This is a genomic window from Streptomyces saintjeani, from assembly GCF_055409605.1.
In genome coordinates, this window is sequence record NZ_CP189624.1 from 7,681,651 (window position 1) to 7,702,141 (window position 20,491).

A 20,491-nucleotide genomic window follows, 5' to 3' on the forward strand; every position below is an offset into this window, starting at 1 on the left:
TCAGCCCTCCTGAAGTTCCGGGCGGCCGGGCTGCTCGCCGCCGCGCTCCTTGATGTACGTCTCCGTCGGCACCATGACCTTGCGGCGGAACACGCACACCAGCGTGCCGTCCTGCTTGTAGCCCTTGGTCTCGACGTGGACGATCCCGCGGTCGTCCTTCGACTTCGACGGCCACTTGTCCAGCACCGTCGTCTGGCCGTAGACCGTGTCGCCGTGGAACGTCGGCGCCACGTGCTTCAGCGACTCGACCTCCAGGTTGGCGATCGCCTTGCCCGAGACGTCCGGGACGGACATGCCGAGCAGCAGCGAGTAGACGTAGTTCCCGACCACCACGTTCTTGCCGAAGTCCGTCGTGTTCCCGGCGTAGTTGGCGTCCAGGTGGAGCGGGTGGTGGTTCATCGTGAGGAGACAGAAGAGGTGGTCGTCGTACTCGGTGACCGTCTTGCCGGGCCAGTGCTTGTACACCGCGCCGACCTCGAACTCCTCGTAGGTGCGCCCGAATTGCATGGTCCTCACGCCTCCGGGATCTCGAACGCCGACGTCCGGGTCAGGCCCGCCGCCCTGCCCTTGCCGGAGACGACCAGCGCCATCTTGCGGCTCGCCTCGTCGATCATCTCGTCGCCGAGCATCGCCGAACCCTTCCTGCCGCCCGCCTCGGACGTGTAGTACTCGTACGCGTCCAGGATCAGCTCCGCGTGGTCGTAGTCCTCCTGCGACGGCGAGAAGATCTCGTTGGACGCCTCGACCTGGCCCGGGTGCAGCACCCACTTGCCGTCGAAGCCGAGCGCGGCGGCGCGCCGCGCGACCTCGCGGTAGCCGTCGACGTTGCGGATCTGGAGGTAGGGGCCGTCGATCGCCTGGAGGTCGTTCGCGCGGGCGGCCATCAGGATCTTCATGAGGATGTAGTGATAGGCGTCCGCGGGATAGCCGGGGGGCTGTTCGCCGACGACGAGGGACTTCATGTTGATCGACGCCATGAAATCGGCCGGACCGAAGATGATCGTCTCAATACGTTGACTGGCCTGGGCGATTTCATTGACGTTGTTGAGTCCCTGCGCATTCTCGATCTGCGCCTCGATGCCGATGCGGCCGACCTCGAATCCCATGGTCTTCTCGATCTGCGTCAACAGAAGGTCGAGCGCCACGATCTGCTGCGCGTTCTGCACCTTCGGCAGCATGACGCAGTCAAGGTTCGGGCCGGCTCCCTCGACCACCGTGACGACATCCCGGTACGTCCACTCGGTCGTCCAGTCGTTGACGCGCACGACCCTCGTCTTGCCCGTCCAGTCGCCCTCGTTGAGGAACTTGACGATCGTGTGCCGCGCCTCCGGCTTCGCGAGCGGCGCGCACGCGTCCTCCAGGTCCAGGAAGACCTGGTCCGCCGGGAGGCCCTGCGCCTTCTCCAGGAAGCGCGGGTTGCTGCCCGGCACGGCGAGACAGGAGCGGCGGGGGCGGAGACGGTTGACGGTCATGCGGGGACCTCCAGGGGGTCGAGCCGGTTCGCTGTGCGGATCTCGTCGACGATGCGGCCGATGATTCCGGTGATGTCGAAGTCCTTCGGGGTGAAGACCGCTGCCACACCGGCGGCCCGCAGCTCTTCGGCGTCACCGTTGGGGATGATGCCACCGGCGATCACCGGGATGTCTGTGGCACCGGCCACACGCAGCCGGTCCAGCACATCCGGCACCAGACGGGCGTGCGACCCGGACAGGATCGACAGGCCGACCGCGTGCACGTCCTCCGCGAGCGCCGCGTCCACGATCTGCTCCGGCGTCAGCCGGATGCCCTGGTACACCACCTCGAACCCGGCGTCCCGCGCGCGTACGGCGATCTGCTCGGCGCCGTTGGAGTGGCCGTCCAGGCCCGGCTTGCCGACCAGGAAACGCAGCTTGCCGGTGCCGAGGTCCCGCGCGGTGACGTCCACCCTGCGGCGCACCTCGGCCAGCGCCGAGCCCTCCGCCACGGGGACCGCGACCGGCGCCGACGACACGCCCGTCGGCGCCCGGAACTCGCCGAACACCTCGCGCAGGGCCTGCGTCCACTCGCCGGTCGTGATCCCCGCGCGGGCGCACTCCAGGGTGGCCTCCATGAGGTTCTCCGTGCCCTGCGCGGCCTCCTTGAGACGGTCGAGGGCCTGATGGGTCGTCGGGTAGTGGAAGGGGTCGCCCATGCCCTGCCGGTCGGACGACTCCTGGCGGGTGGTGCGCCACTCCTCGACGGCCGTCACGACGCGTTCCTCGACAGCCGGATCAACTGTATGGATAGCTTGATCGAGATCGGCGGTGAGTGGATTGGGCTCGGTCGTGTTGAACATGTTGACGCCCACGATCGTCTCTTGACCGGACTCGATACGTGCCCGGCGCTCCGCGTGCGACGCCACCAGCTGCGACTTCAGGTACCCCGACTCCACGGCGGCCATCGCACCGCCCATCTCCTGGATGCGCGCCATCTCCGCGAGGGAGTCCGCGACCAGCGTGTCCACCTTCTTCTCGATCACGTGCGACCCGGCGAAGATGTCCTCGTACTCCAGCAGATCGCTCTCGTGCGCCAGCACCTGCTGGATCCGCAGCGACCACTGCTGGTCCCAGGGGCGCGGCAGCCCCAGCGCCTCGTTCCACGCCGGCAACTGCACCGCCCGCGCGCGGGCGTCCTTCGACAGCGTCACCGCGAGCATCTCCAGGACGATCCGCTGGACGTTGTTCTCCGGCTGTGCCTCCGTCAGCCCCAGCGAGTTGACCTGCACGCCGTAGCGGAACCGGCGCTGCTTGGGGTCCTCGATGCCGTACCGCTCCCGCGTCACCTGGTCCCAGATGCGGCCGAACGCGCGCATCTTGCACATCTCCTCGACGAAGCGGACACCGGCGTTGACGAAGAAGGAGATGCGGCCGACGACGTCACCTTTTTGAGCCTCGGTGATCTGCCCGGAGGCGAACACCGCGTCCAGCACCGCGACCGCCGTCGACATCGCGTACGCGATCTCCTGGACGGGTGTCGCCCCCGCCTCCTGGAGGTGATAGCTGCATATGTTGATCGGGTTCCACTTCGGCATGTGGTTGACCGTGTAACAGATCATGTCCGTCGTCAGCCGCAGCGAAGGACCCGGCGGGAAGACGTGCGTCCCTCGCGAGAGGTACTCCTTGACGATGTCGTTCTGCGTCGTCCCCTGGAGCAGCTCAGGGTCCGCGCCCTGCTCCTCCGCGACGACCTGGTAGAGCGCCAGCAGCCACATCGCGGTCGCGTTGATCGTCATCGAGGTGTTCATGCGCTCCAGGGGGATGTCCTGGAACAGCCGCCGCATGTCCCCGAGATGGGACACCGGCACGCCCACCCGGCCGACCTCGCCGCGCGCGAGGACGTGGTCGGGGTCGTAGCCGGTCTGGGTCGGCAGGTCGAAGGCGACCGACAGTCCCGTCTGGCCCTTGGCGAGGTTGCGGCGGTACAGCTCGTTGGACGCTTCGGCGGTGGAGTGACCGGCGTACGTCCGCATGAGCCACGGCCGGTCCTTCTGGCGCTCTGTCATCGGATGCCCTCAGATGTTCCGGAAGCGGTTGATGGCGTCGATGTGCTGCTCGCGCTTGGCGTGGTCACGCACGCCCAAGCCTTCCTCGGGCGCCAGGCACAGGACGCCGACCTTGCCCTGATGCAGGTTGCGGTGGACGTCGTACGCGGCCTGGCCGGTCTCCTCAAGGGAGTACACCTTGGAGAGCGTCGGGTGGATCTTCCCCTTGGCGACCAGGCGGTTGGCCTCCCACGCCTCGCGGTAGTTCGCGAAGTGCGAGCCGATGATCCGCTTGAGGGACATCCACAGGTAGCGGTTGTCGTACTCGTGGGTGTAGCCGGAGGTCGAGGCGCATGTGACGATCGTGCCCCCCTTGCGGGTGACGTAGACCGACGCGCCGAAGGTCTCGCGGCCCGGGTGCTCGAAGACGATGTCGACGTCCTCGCCGCCGGTCAGCTCGCGGATGCGCTTGCCGAAGCGCTTCCACTCGCGCGGGTCCTGCGTGTGGTCGTCCTGCCAGAACTTGTAGTCCTCGGCGGTCCGGTCGATGATCGCCTCCGCGCCCATCCGGCGGCAGATCTCCGCCTTCTGCGGGCTGGAGACGACACAGATCGGCGTGGCGCCGCCGGCCAGCGCGAACTGCGTGGCGTACGACCCGAGTCCGCCGCTCGCGCCCCAGATCAGGACGTTGTCGCCCTGCTTCATCCCGGCGCCGTTGCGCGAGACGAGTTGCCGGTACGCCGTCGAGTTGACGAGGCCGGGCGAGGCGGCCTCCTCCCAGCTCAGGTGGTCCGGCTTCGGCATCAGCTGGTTCGACTTCACCAGCGCGACCTCCGCGAGGCCGCCGAAGTTCGTCTCGAAGCCCCAGATGCGCTGTTCCGGGTCGAGCATCGTGTCGTTGTGGCCGTCGGACGACTCCAGCTCTACGGACAGGCAGTGCGCGACGACCTCGTCACCCGGCTTCCACGCGTTGACGCCGGGCCCGGTGCGCAGGACGACGCCCGCGAGGTCGGAGCCGATGACGTGGTACGGCAGGTCGTGGCGCTTCGTCAGCTCGCTGACCCTGCCGTAGCGCTCCAGGAACCCGAACGTGGACAGCGGCTCGAAGATCGACGTCCACACGGAGTTGTAGTTCACGGACGACGCCATGACGGCCACCAGGGCCTCGCCCGGGCCGAGTTCGGGCACGGGCACCTCGTCCAGGTGCAGCGACTTGCGCGGGTCCTTGTCGCGGGTCCGCATCCCCGCGAACATCTCCGTCTCGTCCTTGCGCACGGTGATCGCGCGGTACGACTCGGGCAGCGGGAGGGCGGCGAAGTCGGCGGATGTGCTCTCCGGCGACTGGATCGCCTCCAGGATGTCCTTCACGGTCACGGTGTTGCCTCCGGCGGTGTGCGCCCCTGAGGGGAGGGCGCGGTGAGGGTGCTGGCTTCTGGGTGCGGCGGCGCTTTGTGGCGCGGGAGGGTGCCTGTGACGCAGGCGTCCGGGTGCGCGGCGACGTGGTGCGCGGGGACAACCGGCGGACGGCTGTTCGCCGTCCGCCGGCCACCCGGACGACTTCACGGTATGGCACCCCGTGTCACTCGGCAAGGCACTGGGTGCCATGAAATGCGCTCAGGTGAAATCTTTACTTGACAAATGAGCGATGATCGATCAAGTGGGGGTCTGGAGGTAGGGGAAAACGTGCCCTGACATGCCAAAACGGCCACCCGTGGGGGTGGCCGTCGTCACAGGGTGCTGAGGGTCAGCGTTCCTTGAGTGCCTGCTCGATCGCCCGCATGACCTCGTCCAGCGGCGCGTCCGTCCGGGCGACCGTCACCAGGACCTCGCCCTGCGCGGAGAGCGTCGCCGGGGGCGCCGGTACGGCGGGGGAGGAGGGTGCCGTCGCGCGCCCGAGGCCGATCCCGGTGCCGAACGTGCGGCGCACGATCGCGAACGCGTGGTCCAGCTGCGCCTCCACGTCGCCCTGCCCGCCCGCGCGCAGCCAGCGCCGCAGCACGTGGTTGTGCGCGGTGACCACCGCTGACGCGGCGACCTCGGCGAGCAGCGGGTCGTCGTTCGCGTCGTCGTCGTGCGCGTGCTCGTCGAAGTGGCCCAGGAGATAGCGCGTGAACAGCCGCTCGTAGCGGGCCACCGAGGCGATCTCCGCCTCGCGCAGGGTGGGCACCTCGCGCGTCAGCTTGTAGCGGGCGACCGAGATCTCCGGCCGCCCCGCGTACATCTTCATGACCTCCTTGATGCCGCGGCACACGGTGTCGAGGGGGTGCTCGTGCGCGGGGGCGGCGTTCAGCACGGCCTCCGCGCGGACCAGCGTGTCGTCGTGGTCCGGGAAGATCGCCTCCTCCTTCGAGCGGAAGTGGCGGAAGAACGTACGGCGCGCGACCCCGGCCGTCGCCGCGATCTCGTCGACGGTGGTCGCCTCGTAGCCCTTCGTCGCGAACAGCTCCATCGCGGCTGCCGCCAGTTCTCGGCGCATCTTGAGCCGCTGGGCGGCGGCACGGCTGCCTGCGGCACTCTCCGGCGCGTCGGACGGGGTACGGGAGGACTTGGCGGACTGGGACATGCCCCGAACGTACTGCATGTGTACGGCCCGATGCGCAGGTCCGGGGTCCGCCCGGCCTGCGGAATCGAGCAGCCCGCCCCAGTCCGCCGGCCCTCGGAAGGGGTCAGCGCCTGGCATGCTCGCGGAAGCCGCGGCCCGTCTTGCGGCCGAGGCAGCCCGCGGCGACCAAGTGCTCCAGGAGCGGCGCCGGCGCGAGGCCGGGGTCGCGGAACTCGCGGTGCAGGACCTTCTCGATGGCGAGGGAGACGTCCAGGCCGACGACGTCGAGCAGTTCGAAGGGGCCCATCGGGTAGCCGCCGCCGAGCCGCATCGCCGCGTCAATGTCGTCAAGAGATGCATAGTGTTCCTGCACCATCTTGATCGCGTTGTTGAGATACGGGAACAGCAGGGCATTCACGATGAACCCCGCACGGTCTCCACAGTTGACGGGATGCTTCTTGATCGATGCACAGACCTCGTCAACAGTTGATCGAGTACCGTCCGCCGTCAACACTGTACGGACGACCTCGACCAGCTTCATCGCCGGTGCGGGGTTGAAGAAGTGCATCCCGACGACGTCCTGGGGCCGCGACGTCGCCCGCGCGCACGCGATCACCGGCAACGACGACGTCGTGGTCGCCAGCACCGCCCCCGGCCGGCACACCTTGTCCAGCGTCGCGAACAGCTGCTGCTTGACCGCGAGATCCTCCGCGACCGCCTCGACGGCGAGATCGACGTCAGCGAACGCGTCGTACGACCCGGCCGGCGTGATCCGCTCCAGGGTCAGCGCGGCTGCCTGCGCGGTGAGCCGCCCCTTGTCGACGGACCGCGCCAGGGACGTCCCGATCCGGGCCTTCGCGGCGAGGGCCTTCTCCTCGCTGCGGGCGGCCAGGACGACGTCGTACCCGGCCTTCGCGAAGACCTCCGCGATGCCGGACGCCATGGTCCCGGACCCGGCGACGCCCACGGACCGGACGGGGCGGCCGGGGACGCCGCAGGCGCCGGGGACCGGGGTGAGGGCGTCGGGGACGACGGTCGCGCTGCCGGGAGCCTCGTACGTGTAGAACCCGCGCCCCGCCTTGCGGCCCGTGAGCCCGGCCGCGCCGAGCTGGCGCAGGATCGGCGCGGGGGCGTGCAGGCGGTCGTGGGAGGCGGCGTACAGGGCGTCCAGGACGGTGCGCGCGGTGTCGACGCCGATCAGGTCGAGGAGCGCGAGGGGACCCATCGGGAGGCCGCAGCCCAGACGCATCGCCGCGTCGATGTCCTCGCGGGAGGCGTAGCGCGCCTCGTACATCGCCGCCGCCTGGTTGAGGTAGCCGAACAGCAGGCCGTCCGCGACGAAGCCGGGGCGGTCGCCGACGGCCACCGGCTCCTTGCCGAGTTCGACGGCCAGTTCGGTGACCGTCGCGACGGCCTGCGGGGAGGTCAGCACCGACGAGACGACCTCGACGAGCTTCATCGCGGGCGCCGGGTTGAAGAAGTGCAGGCCCAGCACGCGCTCCGGACGCGCCGACTCGGCCGCGAGCCGGGTCACGGACAGGGCGTTCGTGCCGGTCGCGAGGATCGTGCCGGGGCGCACGACGCCGTCCAGCTCGCGGAAGATCTGTTGCTTGACCTCGTACGACTCCGGCGCGACCTCGATCACCAGGTCGGCGTCGGCCGCCTCGCGCAGGTCGGTGCCCGTACGGACCAGGGCGAGCGCGTCCGCGCGCTGTTGCTCGGTGAGCCGGCCGCGGGCCACCACGCGGGCGGTGGAGGTCTCCAGGGCGGCGACGCAGCGGGCCGCCTGCGCGGCGCTGATGTCGATGCCGATCACCCGGCGGCCGGCCTTGGCGAGGACTTCGGCGATGCCGGTGCCCATCGTGCCGAGGCCGACGACGGCGACGGTCCGCAGGGTCTGCTGGGGCAGCGGGGGCTGCTGCGTCTGCTGGGAGGAGGGGGACAGGGGAGTGGCCATCGAGGGACTCCAGGAAGAGGTGACGACTGGGAGAGCGCCGGGTACGCCGAGGGGGCGCGCGGGGCGCGGAGCGGTGCGGGTGATGCCGGGCTGCGAGCGCACACGCCCGGCGTACAGATGCGTACGGCTTGTCCGGCTCGTACGGCGGAGAGATGCGACCGGCCCTGTCCCGGAGCCGGGTCGTGCTTCCCACGGTGGCTGCGTCACCAGGCCGCCATGGGGAGATACGCGGGAGGGTGTCCCGCTCGTCTGAGCTTAACCCGCGAGTAACGAGCGCGCCAGCCCTTGGAAGCGGCGGACTTCGCGAACCTGTTCCCCTCCTGGTCGCACCCCGCCTACGCTCTGAATCATGGACGAGGAGTCGCGGTCGCTCACGGAGCGCTTACGGCGGGAGTCGGGCGGGGGTGAGCCCTTCGAGCGGCTCGCGACGGCCGGTGTGGACGAGCTGGCCGCGGTGCTCACCGAGCCCGGACGGCCGCTGTGGGCGCGGGAGCTGGCCGCGTACCGGCTCGGCCTCGCGGGTGACCGGCGGGCCTTCGAGGCCCTCGTCCTCCTCCTGAACCACCGCGACCCCCCGCGCTGCGCCTCCGCCGCGCATGCGCTGACCCGCCTCGGCGACCCCCGCACGGCCCGCGCGGCGGCGGCTCTCGCCACCAACGAACTCCGCGTCGCGTACGCGCTCCAGCCGGTCCGTCTGCTGGCCGCGCTCGCCGCACCCGAGTCGGTCCCGGCCCTGATCACGACCCTCCGCCGCCGCCTCACCCCCCACGACCCGTACCGCCGGGTGGCACTGGCCTGCATCGAGGGCCTCGGCGCGCTCCGCGATCCCCGCGCGCGGCCGGTGCTGGAGGAGACCCTGGCCCATCCGGCGCTGGCGGAGGCCGGGGCGCGGGCACTGCGGAGGATTCCGGTTCGGCGCCGGTGAGATGGGTACGGCGCCGGTGGCGTGCGACGTCCTGGCGGATGGTCAGCCCCCCACCTCGCCCACGTACCGCACCTCCGGCACCTCCACACCGTCCACCTCGAACGGTTCCTCCGTGCCGTCGGGAACGAGTCCCGCACGCTCGTAGAACCGGCGTGCGCGGGTGTTGTCCTTGAGGACCCACAGGTACAGCCGCTCGCACCCCCGCGCGGCGAGCTGCCGGCGCGTCTCCTGGAGGAGCGCGTGTCCGACGCCCGTGCCGAAGCAGGCCGCGTCCACGTACAGGGCGTACAACTCCGCGTCGCCCGTGAGAAGTTCACCGTCCCGGTACGGCCCGTGACACGCCCACCCGACGACCGCACCGGCACGCTCGGCGACAAGGTTGACCACGTCCTCACCGGCGTTCGCGAAATGGTCGCGGCGGCGGTCGGTGTCCTCGGGGACGGAGAGGGCGTCGAGGTAGGGCTGGGGGACCAGGCCCCGGTAGGCGGTCTGCCAGCCGCGCACGCGGATCTCGGCGACGCGGGGGCAGTCGGCGAGGACCATGGGGCGGACCGGGAGCGGCTCGCCCGCGCCGGCCACGTGGCTGTACCGCGCGGCGGGGGCGACGCCGTCGGGGGCCGGGATGCGGGTCGGATCGCTCATGGATCCATCATGGATCACGGGTCTGACAACGCCCCCGGCCCCTCAGTTCGGCGGACCCTGTCTCAGCCCCTGAACCCCAGCAGCCCGTGCAGCGCGGTGCCGTGCGCCGACGGTGCCGCGACCTTGCTGGTGAGCGGCTTGGGGTCCGGCAGGGCCTTGCACACCGCGTCGACCGGGCCGTCGGCGCGCGGGACCGTGCCGTCGGTGAGGTACGCGGCGAGGTGCTTGTCGAGGCACGCGTTGCCGCTGAGCGTGATCCCGTGGTTCCCGCCGCCCTCCTCGACGACGAGGCTGGAGCCGCGCAGCAGCGCGTGCGTGAGGGCGCCGCCCTCGTACGGGGTCGCGGCGTCGTTGGTCGCCTGGAACAGCAGGACCGGCGGCAGCTTGTGGTTGGCGACGTTCACCGGCCGCAGCGTCTTCGTCGGCCAGAACGCGCACGACGCGTTGTACCAGGCGTTGTTCCAGGTCATGAAGGGCGCCTTCTCGTACGTCGCCCAGTTGTCGGCCCGCCACTGCTCCCAGTCACGCGGCCAGGCGGCGTCCCGGCACTGCACCGAGCTGTAGACGCTGAACCCGTTGTCCCCGGACGCGTCGACCGCGCCGAAGTTCTCGTACGTCTCGACCAGCGGATCGGCGTTCTTGGTGTTCACGTACGCGGCGAACGCCTCGGCGAGGTAGGGCCAGTAGCCGTTGAAGTACCCGCCCGGCAGAAACGTGTCCTCCAGCTCGGAGGCGCCCACCTTGCCGCCGGCCGGCTTCTTCGCGAGGGACGCGCGCATGGCGTACCACTTCGCCTCGACCTTCTCGGGGTCGGTGCCGAGGTGGTAGGTGGCGTCGTACTTCGCGATCCACGCCATCAGCGCGCGGTGGCGGTCGTTGAAGGCGACGTCCTGGGTGAGGTTGTCGTCGTACCAGACGCCCGAGGGGTCGACGATCGAGTCGAGCACCAGGCGGCGCACGTGCTGCGGGTAGAGCTTCGCGTAGACGGCGCCCAGGTACGTGCCGTACGAGTAGCCGAAGTAGTTGATCCGGCGCGCGCCGACGGCCGTACGGATCGCGTCCATGTCGCGCACCGCGCTGACGGTGTCGATGTACGGCAGGAGCTTCGCGTACTTCGTGCCGCAGGCTTTCGCGAACGACCGCACGCGCGCGAGGTTGGCCCGTTCGATCGCCTCGGTGACGGGCACCGAGTCGGGGCGCACGGGGTCGAAGTGACCCGGCGCGCAGTCCAGCGCGGGTGTCGATTTGCCGACCCCGCGCGGGTCGAAGCCGATGACGTCGTACTGCGCGGCGACCTTCTTCGGGAGCGTCGAGGCGACGAACCCGGCGAGGGACAGGCCGCTGCCGCCGGGACCGCCGGGGTTGACCAGCAGGGGGCCCTGGTAGGCCTTCGCGGTGTGCGGTACGCGAGTCAGCGCGAGGGTGATCCGCTGCCCGTGCGGGTTGTCGTGGTCGAGCGGCACCTTCAGGGAGGCGCACTGGAGCGTCGGGTGGTCGGTCGTACCGCAGCTCTTCCAGGCGAGCTTCGCGGCGTACGGGGCCTCAGCGGCCTCTACGGGCGCGGCGGTGAGCGTCGCGGCTACGACGGCGGCGGCACCGCACAGTACGGCTGCGCGTTTTCTCATGGAGCCTCCCAGGAACGGCCGGGACCGTGTGGGTCGACGGCCCCGGCGGCATCGTCCCGGGAAGCGGCGGCGAAGGAACCTGTTCCGCCGATAGTTGACCCGAACGGGTCTCTCCCCGCAGGCCCCGGGCCCGTTCAGAGCAGGCTCAGCTGGACCGGACCCGGGGGTTCCGGCTTCTTCGCCCGCGCGGGCGCGGATGTCCTGCGCGGCATCCCCGCGCGCGTGGGGCCGATGCCGTACTCCCGCGCCAGTTCGTGGACCTGACGGGTGATCCGGCGCTGGTACCAGGTCGGGGCGTAGGCGCCGTCCGCGTACAGCCGGTCGTAACGGGACGTCAGATGCGGGTGGTGGTGCGCCAGCCAGGCCATGAACCACTCGCGCGCGCCGGGCCGCAGATGCAGCGTCAGCGGCGTCACGGACGTCGCTCCGGCGGCGGCAATCGCGCGCACGGTGGCGCGCAGGTGATCGGGGTGATCGCTCAGGAACGGGATCACGGGAGCCATCAGGACGCCGCACCCGAGCCCGGCGTCGGCGAGCGCGCGTACGACGTCCAGGCGCCGCCGGGGAGCCGGGGTGCCCGGTTCCACCGTGCGCCACAGCTCCTCGTCGAGGAAGCCGACCGACACGGAGACGCCGACGTCGGTCACCTCGGCGGCCCGCCGCAGGAGGTCGAGGTCGCGCAGGATCAGCGTCCCCTTGGTGAGGATCGAGAACGGGTTCGCGCGCTCCCGCAGGGCGGTCAGGATGCCCGGCATCAGTTGATAGCGGCCCTCCGCACGTTGGTAGCAGTCGACGTTGGTGCCCATCGCGATGTGCTCCCCCTGCCAGCGCGGGGAGGCGAGTTCGCGGCGCAGCACCTCGGGGGCGTTCACCTTGACGACGATCTGCGTGTCGAAGCCGATGCCCGTGTCGAGGTCCAGATAGCTGTGCGTGCGGCGCGCGAAGCAGTACACGCACGCGTGCGTGCACCCCCGGTAGGGGTTCACCGTCCATTCGAACGGCATGCGCGAGGCGCCCGGCACCCGGTTCAGGACCGAGCGGGCCCGGACCTCGTGGAACGTCATTCCGCGGAACTCGGGCGTGTCGAAGGTACGGGTGGTCACCGCGTCCGCGCCGAACAGGGCGGGGTCGGCCGCCCGGCCGTGCTCGCCGGGCTCCTGGGTGAGGTTCTGCCAGCGCATGACGCCTCCTCGGTAGCACTGGCCACAGAATAGAACACTTGTTCCCATGATCGTGCGCGTGCCGTTTCCGCTCGCTTTGGGACCCCCGATTTGGGTGGCTGCCCGGCGGGGTGGTTGGCTTGCCCCGACCCCGAGAAACAGGCCCTGGAGGAACTCATGGCGCAGGTCGAGGCCACCACCGAGCGCGTCGTCGCGGCGGACCCGGAGACGGTGTTCGACACGCTCGCCGACTACAGCGGCCCTCGCGCGAAGCTGATGCCCGAACAGTTCAGCGAGTTCGAGGTGCGCGAGGGCGGCGACGGCGAGGGCACGCTCGTCCACTGGAAGCTCCAGGCGACCAAGAAGCGCGTGCGTGACTGCCTTCTGGAGGTCACCGAGCCCACCGACGGCGAGCTGGTCGAGAAGGACCGCAACTCTTCCATGGTCACCGTCTGGCGCGTCACGCCCGCCGGTGAGGGAAAGGCGCGCGTCGTGGTCACCACGACCTGGCAGGGCGCCGGAGGCATCGGCGGCTTCTTCGAAAAGACCTTCGCCCCCAAGGGCCTCGCCCGGATCTACGACGCGCTGCTCGCCAACCTCGCCGCCGAGGTGGAGAAGTAGAACGCCCGGACCGGCGGACAGGTTCCGCCGGAGCCCCGGACGTTGATCGAGTTCACCGGTTCGAGTGGTTGTTCCCTCGAACCCGGTCGGCGCCGTAACTCGTCGCGCTTGCCAGGAGTTGTCGCTTTACGCGGGAATTGTGTGGCAAGTGCGACGAGGGGAGCGGTACGTGGGCGGGATCACCCTGGTGCAGGAGGAGCCGGCGGCGGCGACGGCCCCGCCGGCCGCCGCGCCCCCACCCCCGCGGCAGGCCGAGGAGCTGAGCCCCCGCCGGGTGCGGCTCGTCTTCGTCGGCCTCATGCTCGCGCTGCTCCTCGCGGCGCTGGAGCAGATGATCGTCGCCACCGCCCTGCCGAAGATCGTCGGCGAGCTGCACGGCCTCGACAAGATGTCCTGGGCGATCACCGCCTACCTGCTGACCGCCACCGTCGGCCTGCCCGTCTACGGCAAGCTCGGCGACCTCATCGGCCGCAAGGGCGTCTTCCAGTTCGCGATCGTCGTCTTCGTCATCGGCTCCGCCCTCGCCGGGCGCGCGCAGACGATGGACCAGCTGATCGCTTTCCGCGCGGTGCAGGGCGTCGGCGCGGGCGGGCTGATGATCGGCGTCCAGGCGATCATCGCGGACATCGTGCCGCCCCGGCAGCGCGGCCGGTACATGGGCCTGATCGGCGCCGCCTTCGGACTCGCCTCCGTCGCGGGCCCCCTGTTGGGCGGCTACTTCACCGACCACCTCTCCTGGCGCTGGTGCTTCTACTTCAACGTCCCCTTCGGACTGGTCACCCTCGCCGTCGTCACCGCCGTCCTCAAACTGCCCAGGCCCAAGGTCCGCCCCCGCTTCGACTTCCTCGGCACGCTGCTGCTCGCCGCCGCCTCCACCTGCCTGGTCCTGCTGACCAGCTGGGGCGGTACCGAGTACGCGTGGGGCTCGCGCACGATCCTCGGCCTCGGCGCGGGCGCCGTCGCCGCGAGCCTGCTCTTCCTGCTCGCCGAGCACCGCGCGGCCGAACCCCTCATCCCGCTGCGGCTGTTCAGGGACTCCGTCTTCAACGTCACCGGGCTCATCGGCCTCGTGATCGGTGTCGCCCTGTTCGGCGCGGCCAGCTATCTGCCGACGTTCCTCCAGATGGTCGACGGCGCCTCCGCCACCGAGTCCGGGCTGCTGATGCTGCCCATGATGGCGGGCATCGTCGTCGCCTCCGTCGTCTCCGGACAGCTCATCAGCCGCACCGGCCGCTACAAGCTCTACCCCCTCCTCGGCGGCGCCCTGTCCGCCGCCGGCATGTGGCTGCTGTCCCGCCTGGAGACCGACACGCCCCGGCTGCACTACAGCCTCTGGATGGCCGTCCTCGGCGCCGGCATCGGCCTGGTCATGCCCGTGCTGGTGCTCGCCGTGCAGAACTCCGTGCGCCCCACCGACCTCGGCACCGCCACCAGCGCCAACAACTACTTCCGGCAGATCGGCGGCAGCGTCGGCGCCGCGATCTTCGGCACCCTCTTCGCGAACCGCCTCGCCGACGCCCTGCGCGAGCGCGTCCCCGCGCACGCGGGCCAGACGCCGCCCGACGCCGAGTCGATCACCCCGCAGCTCGTCCACGCGCTGCCCCCGGCCCTGCGCGACGCCTACATCAGCGCCTACGCCGACGCCATGCCGAGGATCTTCCTGTACCTCGTGCCGGTCCTTCTCGTCGGCCTGTTCCTCGCCTTCTTCCTCAAGGAGAAACCCCTCGTGTCCCACAACGAGACGGAGACCGAGCCCCTCGCCCTCCCGTCGGCGCGCGCGACGTACGCGGCCGGGATCGCCGTCTGCGGCACCGTCCAGCACCCCGACGGAACCGTCGTCCCGCGCGCGGCACTCACCCTCATCGACATCACCGGACAGCAGATCGGGCGCGGCGCCAGCGGCGACGACGGACGCTACGCGCTGGCCACCCCGGGCTCCGGCGCGTACGTGCTGATCGCCGCAGCGGGCGGGCATCAGCCGCAGGCCGTCTCCGTCACCGTCGGCGAGCGGCCCGTCGACCTCGACATCGTCCTCGGCGGCGCCGGACGCCTCGCCGGGGCCGTCGTCACCGCCGACGGCGCCCCCGTGCGGGACGCCACGGTCACCCTCACCAACGTCCACGGCGAGGTCGTCGCCGCCACCCGCAGCGGGCGCGAGGGCGGCTACACCATGACCGAGCTGGTGGCCGGCGAGTACACCCTCGCCGCGAGCGCCCCCGCCTTCCGGCCCGCCGCCCTGCCGGTCACCGTCCAGCAGGCCCGCGAGACCCGCCAGGACATCGAGCTCGCGGGCGGCGCCGTCCTGCGCGGCACCGTGCGCGCGGGCGGCGGGCGGCCCGTCGAGGACGCGCGCGTGACGCTCCTCGACGCCGCCGGGAACGTCGTCGACACCCTCACCACGGGCCCCGACGGCACCTTCCGCTTCGTCGACCTGTCCTCCGGCGAGTACACCGTCATCGCCGCCGGATACCCGCCGGTCGCCACCGTCCTCCAGGTCGCCGGCGGCGGCCGTACGGAACGGGACCTCCAACTCGGGTACGAGGACTGAAGGGGCTCAGGGGGCGCGCATGGATCACCGTGACCGGGAACGGGCCGCCGCACGGCGCGCGAACGCTCCGTCGAGCGCCCCGTGCGCCCGGCGGCGCCCCGGTCGCACCAATTCCAGCATTGCCGCACATCCCGGCCCACCGCCCCCGTACCGTGGTGGCAGCGGGACAGATCTTGTGAAGCTCTGGGGAGAGAGGGCCTGGGCCATGGACCGTGGCACCGAGCGGGACACACATCCCGGCCCGGGACGCGTCCCGCTGGCCGTCGTCGTGGTCGACGACGCCGGCCTCGTCTCCCACTGGAGCACCGGCGCGCGCAAGCTCTTCGGCGTCGTCAAGGAGGAGGCGATCGGACAGCCCGCGCTCGACCTGCTGCCCGTCGCCGGCGCCCTCCCCGACCCCGACGACACCCCCGAGCCCGCCCCGTACGACCTCCTCGCCGAGTTCGACGGCCACGGCCCGCCGCTCGACGCGGGACTCGGCTATCCGTCCTCCGGGCGGGCCTGGATCAGCCGCCCCGACGACGCCCGCGCGGACGTGCTGTGGTGGGCGTACCCGCTGTACGGCTCCGGTGCCGAACGGCTCCTGGTGCTCGCCGCCGACGCGGCCGGACTGCGCGAGGAGGCGGCCCCCGAAGACGACGACGGCGACGCCGTCAGCGTCGAGCGGATCTCCCCGGCGTTCGCCCGCCACACCGAGTTCCCCGGCGCCGACGACCTCGCGCGCCGGCTCCCCGAGATCCTGCCCAGCATGAGCGTCGGCGAGAGCGCCCGCATCGTCGCCCAGATCCTCGAACTCGGCTACCCCATCCTGGAGTTCAGCCAGAACGAGAAGGTCCCCGTCACCCCCGACTGGGGCGTCTCACGGCGCACCGAGCGCATCGCCCGCCGCGAACGCGCCGCCCGCGTGCTCGCACAGGGCCTGCCGGTGCCGGCCGAACTCTCCGACGACGACGGCGAGGACCTGGAGTACGTCGCCGTACGCGAGCGCCTGGAGTTCCTCAACGAGGTCAGCGGGAAGATCGGTACGTCGCTGGACCTCGCGCGCACGATCGTCGAGGTCAGCCGGGCCGTCGTGCCGCGCTTCACCGACGTCGCCGGGACCTATCTGCGTGAACAGGTCGTCGCCGGCGAGGAGTTCGACGACGGGGTGCCCGACACGCGCACGATGTGGCACCGCGTCGCCCTCGAACACACCGACGAGCCCGGGCGCTGGGACGACGTCGTCCCCGTCGGCGAGGCGATGCCGTTCCCCGCGCACACGCCGTTCTTCCAGTGCATGACCACCGGCGAACCCGTGCTCGTGCCGCGCATCGACGAGCGGATGGGGCACGCGATCGCCTCGCAGTTCGACAAGCGCGACATCCGGCCCCTCATCACCGGCCGGTCCATGCTCGTCGTGCCGCTCAAGGCGCGCAACGTCGTCCTCGGGTTCATGATCCTGCTGCGGCACCCCGAGCGCACCGAGTTCAACGACATGGACCGCGTCACCGGCGCCGAACTCGCCGCCCGCGCGGGGCTCGTGCTCGACAACGCGCGCATGTACACGTTCCAGGAGGCCGTCGCCGAGACCCTCCAGGACAGCATGCTGCCGCACATCCCCGCGCGCATGGCCGGCTGCGACATCGCCACCCGCTACCTGCCGGGCACCCAGATGGGGCGCATCGGCGGCGACTGGTTCGACGCGGTCAAGCTGCCCGGCGCGCGGACCGCGTTCGTCGTCGGCGACGTCATGGGGCACGGGCTCAACTCCGCCGCGAAGATGGGCCAGCTGCGGACCGCGATCCAGACCATGGCCGGGCTCGACCTGCCGCCCGCGCAACTGCTGCGCAACTTCGACGACCTCGCGCAGCGGCTCGGCGGCGACTACCTCGCGACCTGCCTGTACGCCGTGTACGACCCGCTCGCCGGCGAGCTGAGCATCGCCAACGCCGGCCACATCCCGCCCGTGCTGGTCCGCGCCGACGGCACCAGCGAACTCCTCGACCTGCCCACCGGCGCGCCCGTCGGCGTCGGCGGGGTGCCCTTCGAGGCCGTCCGGCTGCGCGTGGAGCCCGGCGACCGGCTCGTCATGTGCACCGACGGGCTCGTCGAGATCCGCGGCGAGGACATCGGTGTCGGGCTGGAGACGCTGTGCGAGTCCGCCGCGCACCCCGCCGCGTCCATGGACGACGCCTGCGACACGATCATCCGGGCGCTCAACCCGCGCGGGGGGCGCAAGGACGACGTCGCGCTCCTCATGGCCCGCCTCAACGGCATCGAGCCCGACGACGTCGCCGAGTGGCGCTTCGCCTCCTCGCCCGCCGAGGTCCGGCGCGCCCGCGCGGCGATCGGGGAGCAGCTGCACGAGTGGGGGCTCGCGCGGCTCGTCGACAACGCGGTCCTGATGGTCGGCGAGCTGGTCACCAACGCGGTGCTGCACGCGCCGGGGCGGAGTGTCGTCGTACGGCTCGTGCGCGGGGAGACGCTGCTGTGCGAAGTGGACGACGAGGGGCATGAGCTGCCGACGCTGCTGGGCGCCGGCCCGCTGGACGTGGCGGGGCGGGGGCTGCGGGTGGTGAGCACGCTGGCGCGCGAGTGGGGGGCCAGCCGGTCGGGGGCCGGGAAGAGCGTGTGGTTCGAGCTGACGCTGCCCCGGAGGTAGCGAGGTTCAGGCCGCGTTCTTGTGGGCGCGCGCGGGGAGCGGTAGACCGTACCCGGCTGTCGGTTCACGGCGGGCCGGCGTCGCACCCTGGGGAGAGGCCATGAGCGTGACACAGCGGTACCGGGAGTCGTGGGAAGGGTTCTGGAGGGAAGCGCCGGAAGGCGCGGGGGAGGTGTTCTGGGACGCGGAACCCGAGGTCGCCGTCGCCTCCCACCTCCCGTTGTTCACCCCCCACCTCCTCGACCCCGGCCTGCCCCTGGTCGACCTGGGGTGCGGGAACGGCACCCAGACGCGGTTCCTCGCGACCCGCTTCGCGCGGGTGCTCGGCGTCGACCTCGCCGAGGCCGCCCTCGACCAGGCGCGCCGCGCCGACCCCGGAGGACTGGCGGCGTACCGGTTCCTCGACGCGGTGGAGGAAGGGGCCGCCGAGAACCTCCACGCCGAGCTGGGGGACGCGAACGTCTACGTCCGGGGCGTGCTGCACCAGTGCGGTCCCGACGACCGGCAGCCGCTCATGGACGCCGTGGCGGCCCTCGTGGGCGCCCGGGGCCGCGCCTTCCTGGTCGAGCCCTCCGAGGGCGCCGGCGCCATCCTGGGGGGCCTCGCACGCCGTCCCGAGGGGCCTCCCGCCAAGCTCGCGCCGATCTTCCGGCACGGCATCGCACCGGGGGCGGTCCCCGACGCGGCCGTACCGGACCACCTGGCGTCGGCCGGACTCGCCGTGCTGGACCTGGGGACGACACCGCTCACCACCACCGAGCGCACACCCGACGGCGCGCTGATCGTGCTGCCGTCGCAGTGGGTCGTGGCGGGACGCCCGGCCTGACCCGCCCCCCTTGCGTGGTGTGGATCACACCCGGGGAAGTGAGCACCCCACGGGGGTGATTTTCGTACCTTCGGCCGACAGGCGGCCCCTGGATGCGAGGATGTGGCCCCATGACTGCCGGGTGGTGCGCGCGTACGGGGAGGGCCGCGATGTTCGCGGCCGTCTGCGTCGTGCTCGCCGCACTGGGGCACGTGATGATGGCCGGGGCCGGACTGCCGGCGTGGACGCTCGCCGTCGCCTTCGCGGCCGTCTGGGGCGCCGGATGGGCACTCGCCGGACGCGAGCGCTCGGTGCCGGCGGTCGTCGGGGGTGTCGTCGCCGCCCAGGCCCTGCTGCACCAGGGATTCTCCGCCGTGCAGCGGACGGGGTCCGGCGCGGCGGACATGGCCGGGATGCCCGGCATGACCGGGATGACCGGCATGCATATGGACATGGGGATGCCGCACGGGGGCATGTCCCACGCGGACGGCCATGACGGCATGGGGACACCTCTCGCGGACGTCTCGGCGACGTCGTACGGCATGCTCCTCGCGCACCTGGTCGCCGCGCTGCTGTGCGGCCTGTGGCTGGCCTACGGGGAGCGCGCCGTGTTCCGCGTCCTGCGGGCCGTCGGTACGCGGCTGGCGGCGCCGCTGAGGCTCGTGCTGGCCGTGGCCGGCGCCGTACCGCCGGAGTTCCCGCGCCCCCTGTGGCGGCGCGGGCGGTCCGTGCGGGCGCCCGTCCAGCGGCTTCTCGTCCACTCGCTCACGTCCAGGGGACCGCCCCGGGGGCGCGCTGCCGTCTGACGGCAGCCGGTGCCCCGAGCCGCCCGGCGCGCCTCGGGCCGCGGCCGTACCCGGCCGCACCCCCCTTCACCGGACCGCACGCGCGCGTGCGGTCTCGGACGTGACCAGAGAAGGACACACCCGAGTGACTCTCTCCACGCTGCCCCCGCCGTCCACGCTGCCCTCGCCGCGCGCCGACGCGGACGCCTCGATCACCGCGTGGGCGCTGCGCGCACGCGACGGCGATCCCGTCGCCGTCGACCGATGGGTGCGCGCGCTGTACCGGGACGTGCTGCGGTACGTCATCCACCTGAGCGCCGACCCGCAGGGCGCCGACGACCTCGTCCAGGACACCTTCGTCCGGGCCCTCGGCAGCCTGCACCGCTTCGAGGGGCGCTCCTCCGCGCGCGCGTGGCTGCTGACGATCGCCCGCCGCGCGGTCGTCGACAGCCACCGCCGGGCCGCCGCACGCCCGCGCGTGTGCGACTCCGACGCCTGGGAGGCCGTCGTCGTCCCCGGCTTCGAGGACGGCGTCCTGCTGCTCGACCTGCTCGCCGCGCTGCCGAAGGAGCGCCGCGAGGCGTTCGTGCTGACGCAGATCGCGGGCTGGTCCTACGAAGAGGTCGCCGCCCGCAGCGGCTGCCCCGTCGGAACCGTCCGCTCGCGCGTCGCGCGGGCACGCGCCACGCTGGCCGGAATGCTGGCGGAGCGGACCGAGGCGGGAGTGGCCGTGGCGTAACG

General features: G+C 71.7%; 16 protein-coding genes. 7 read left to right on the forward strand and 9 right to left on the reverse strand.

Annotated features, from left to right (window positions below; translation table 11 throughout):
• The 6 genes from ACQCO7_RS34760 to ACQCO7_RS34785 all read right to left on the reverse strand — a co-directional run bounded on the left by ACQCO7_RS34760 (nucleotide 1) and on the right by ACQCO7_RS34785 (nucleotide 7,998).
• Nucleotides 1–507: a MaoC family dehydratase gene (locus ACQCO7_RS34760; RefSeq protein ID WP_464077359.1), complete on the reverse strand. Its 507-nt coding sequence runs from the start codon at nucleotides 505–507 to the stop codon at nucleotides 1–3.
• A 5-nt stretch (nucleotides 508–512) separates the two neighbouring features.
• Complete coding sequence (locus ACQCO7_RS34765) at nucleotides 513–1,472, reverse strand: HpcH/HpaI aldolase/citrate lyase family protein (protein WP_464075524.1); 960 nt, start codon at nucleotides 1,470–1,472, stop codon at nucleotides 513–515.
• Nucleotides 1,469–3,520 (reverse strand): protein meaA, encoded by a 2,052-nt coding sequence (locus ACQCO7_RS34770; RefSeq protein ID WP_464075525.1) that lies wholly within the window; start codon nucleotides 3,518–3,520, stop codon nucleotides 1,469–1,471. Before ACQCO7_RS34770 ends, ACQCO7_RS34765 begins: the two co-directional genes overlap by 4 nt.
• Before the next feature lie 9 nt (nucleotides 3,521–3,529).
• Nucleotides 3,530–4,867, reverse strand: coding sequence for a crotonyl-CoA carboxylase/reductase (gene ccrA / locus ACQCO7_RS34775; protein WP_464077360.1), 1,338 nt, complete (start codon nucleotides 4,865–4,867; stop codon nucleotides 3,530–3,532).
• Between the two features lie 376 nt (nucleotides 4,868–5,243).
• A complete protein-coding gene (locus ACQCO7_RS34780) occupies nucleotides 5,244–6,062 on the reverse strand; it encodes a TetR family transcriptional regulator (protein WP_464075526.1) in 819 nt (272 codons plus the stop codon).
• Nucleotides 6,063–6,165: 103 nt separating this feature from the next.
• Nucleotides 6,166–7,998 carry a 3-hydroxyacyl-CoA dehydrogenase family protein gene (locus ACQCO7_RS34785; protein ID WP_464075527.1) on the reverse strand — a complete coding sequence of 611 codons (1,833 nt, stop codon included), beginning with the start codon at nucleotides 7,996–7,998 and terminating at the stop codon, nucleotides 6,166–6,168.
• Nucleotides 7,999–8,347: 349 nt separating this feature from the next.
• Between ACQCO7_RS34785 and ACQCO7_RS34790 the strand changes: the two genes are divergently transcribed.
• Nucleotides 8,348–8,923 (forward strand): adenylosuccinate lyase, encoded by a 576-nt coding sequence (locus ACQCO7_RS34790; protein ID WP_050375364.1) that lies wholly within the window; start codon nucleotides 8,348–8,350, stop codon nucleotides 8,921–8,923.
• Between the two features lie 42 nt (nucleotides 8,924–8,965).
• Here ACQCO7_RS34790 and ACQCO7_RS34795 read toward each other — a convergent pair whose 3' ends face one another.
• The 3 genes from ACQCO7_RS34795 to ACQCO7_RS34805 form a co-directional block, all read right to left on the reverse strand.
• Entirely contained in the window at nucleotides 8,966–9,466 is a 501-nt protein-coding gene (locus tag ACQCO7_RS34795; RefSeq protein ID WP_464077361.1) for an N-acetyltransferase family protein, read from the reverse strand.
• 161 nt (nucleotides 9,467–9,627) lie between these two features.
• Nucleotides 9,628–11,190 (reverse strand): alpha/beta hydrolase, encoded by a 1,563-nt coding sequence (locus ACQCO7_RS34800; RefSeq protein WP_464075528.1) that lies wholly within the window; start codon nucleotides 11,188–11,190, stop codon nucleotides 9,628–9,630.
• A gap of 134 nt (nucleotides 11,191–11,324) precedes the next feature.
• Nucleotides 11,325–12,371 carry an Rv2578c family radical SAM protein gene (locus tag ACQCO7_RS34805; protein ID WP_464075529.1) on the reverse strand — a complete coding sequence of 349 codons (1,047 nt, stop codon included), beginning with the start codon at nucleotides 12,369–12,371 and terminating at the stop codon, nucleotides 11,325–11,327.
• A 156-nt stretch (nucleotides 12,372–12,527) separates the two neighbouring features.
• Here ACQCO7_RS34805 and ACQCO7_RS34810 point away from each other — a divergent pair, with 156 nt between their 5' ends.
• The 6 genes from ACQCO7_RS34810 to ACQCO7_RS34835 all read left to right on the forward strand — a co-directional run bounded on the left by ACQCO7_RS34810 (nucleotide 12,528) and on the right by ACQCO7_RS34835 (nucleotide 20,489).
• Nucleotides 12,528–12,971: an SRPBCC family protein gene (locus tag ACQCO7_RS34810; RefSeq protein WP_059042464.1), complete on the forward strand. Its 444-nt coding sequence runs from the start codon at nucleotides 12,528–12,530 to the stop codon at nucleotides 12,969–12,971.
• Nucleotides 12,972–13,140: 169 nt separating this feature from the next.
• The gene (locus tag ACQCO7_RS34815; RefSeq protein ID WP_464075530.1) at nucleotides 13,141–15,519 is read left to right on the forward strand and encodes an MFS transporter; all 2,379 of its coding nucleotides are present in this window, start codon (nucleotides 13,141–13,143) and stop codon (nucleotides 15,517–15,519) included.
• 205 nt (nucleotides 15,520–15,724) lie between these two features.
• Complete coding sequence (locus ACQCO7_RS34820; protein ID WP_464075531.1) at nucleotides 15,725–18,160, forward strand: ATP-binding SpoIIE family protein phosphatase; 2,436 nt, start codon at nucleotides 15,725–15,727, stop codon at nucleotides 18,158–18,160.
• A gap of 100 nt (nucleotides 18,161–18,260) precedes the next feature.
• Nucleotides 18,261–18,986, forward strand: coding sequence for a class I SAM-dependent methyltransferase (locus ACQCO7_RS34825; RefSeq protein WP_464075532.1), 726 nt, complete (start codon nucleotides 18,261–18,263; stop codon nucleotides 18,984–18,986).
• Between the two features lie 110 nt (nucleotides 18,987–19,096).
• Nucleotides 19,097–19,771, forward strand: a complete 675-nt coding sequence (locus ACQCO7_RS34830; protein ID WP_464075533.1) for a hypothetical protein — start codon at nucleotides 19,097–19,099, stop codon at nucleotides 19,769–19,771.
• Nucleotides 19,772–19,895: 124 nt separating this feature from the next.
• Nucleotides 19,896–20,489, forward strand: coding sequence for a sigma factor (locus ACQCO7_RS34835; RefSeq protein WP_464075534.1), 594 nt, complete (start codon nucleotides 19,896–19,898; stop codon nucleotides 20,487–20,489).
• Nucleotides 20,490–20,491: the final 2 nt, after the last annotated feature.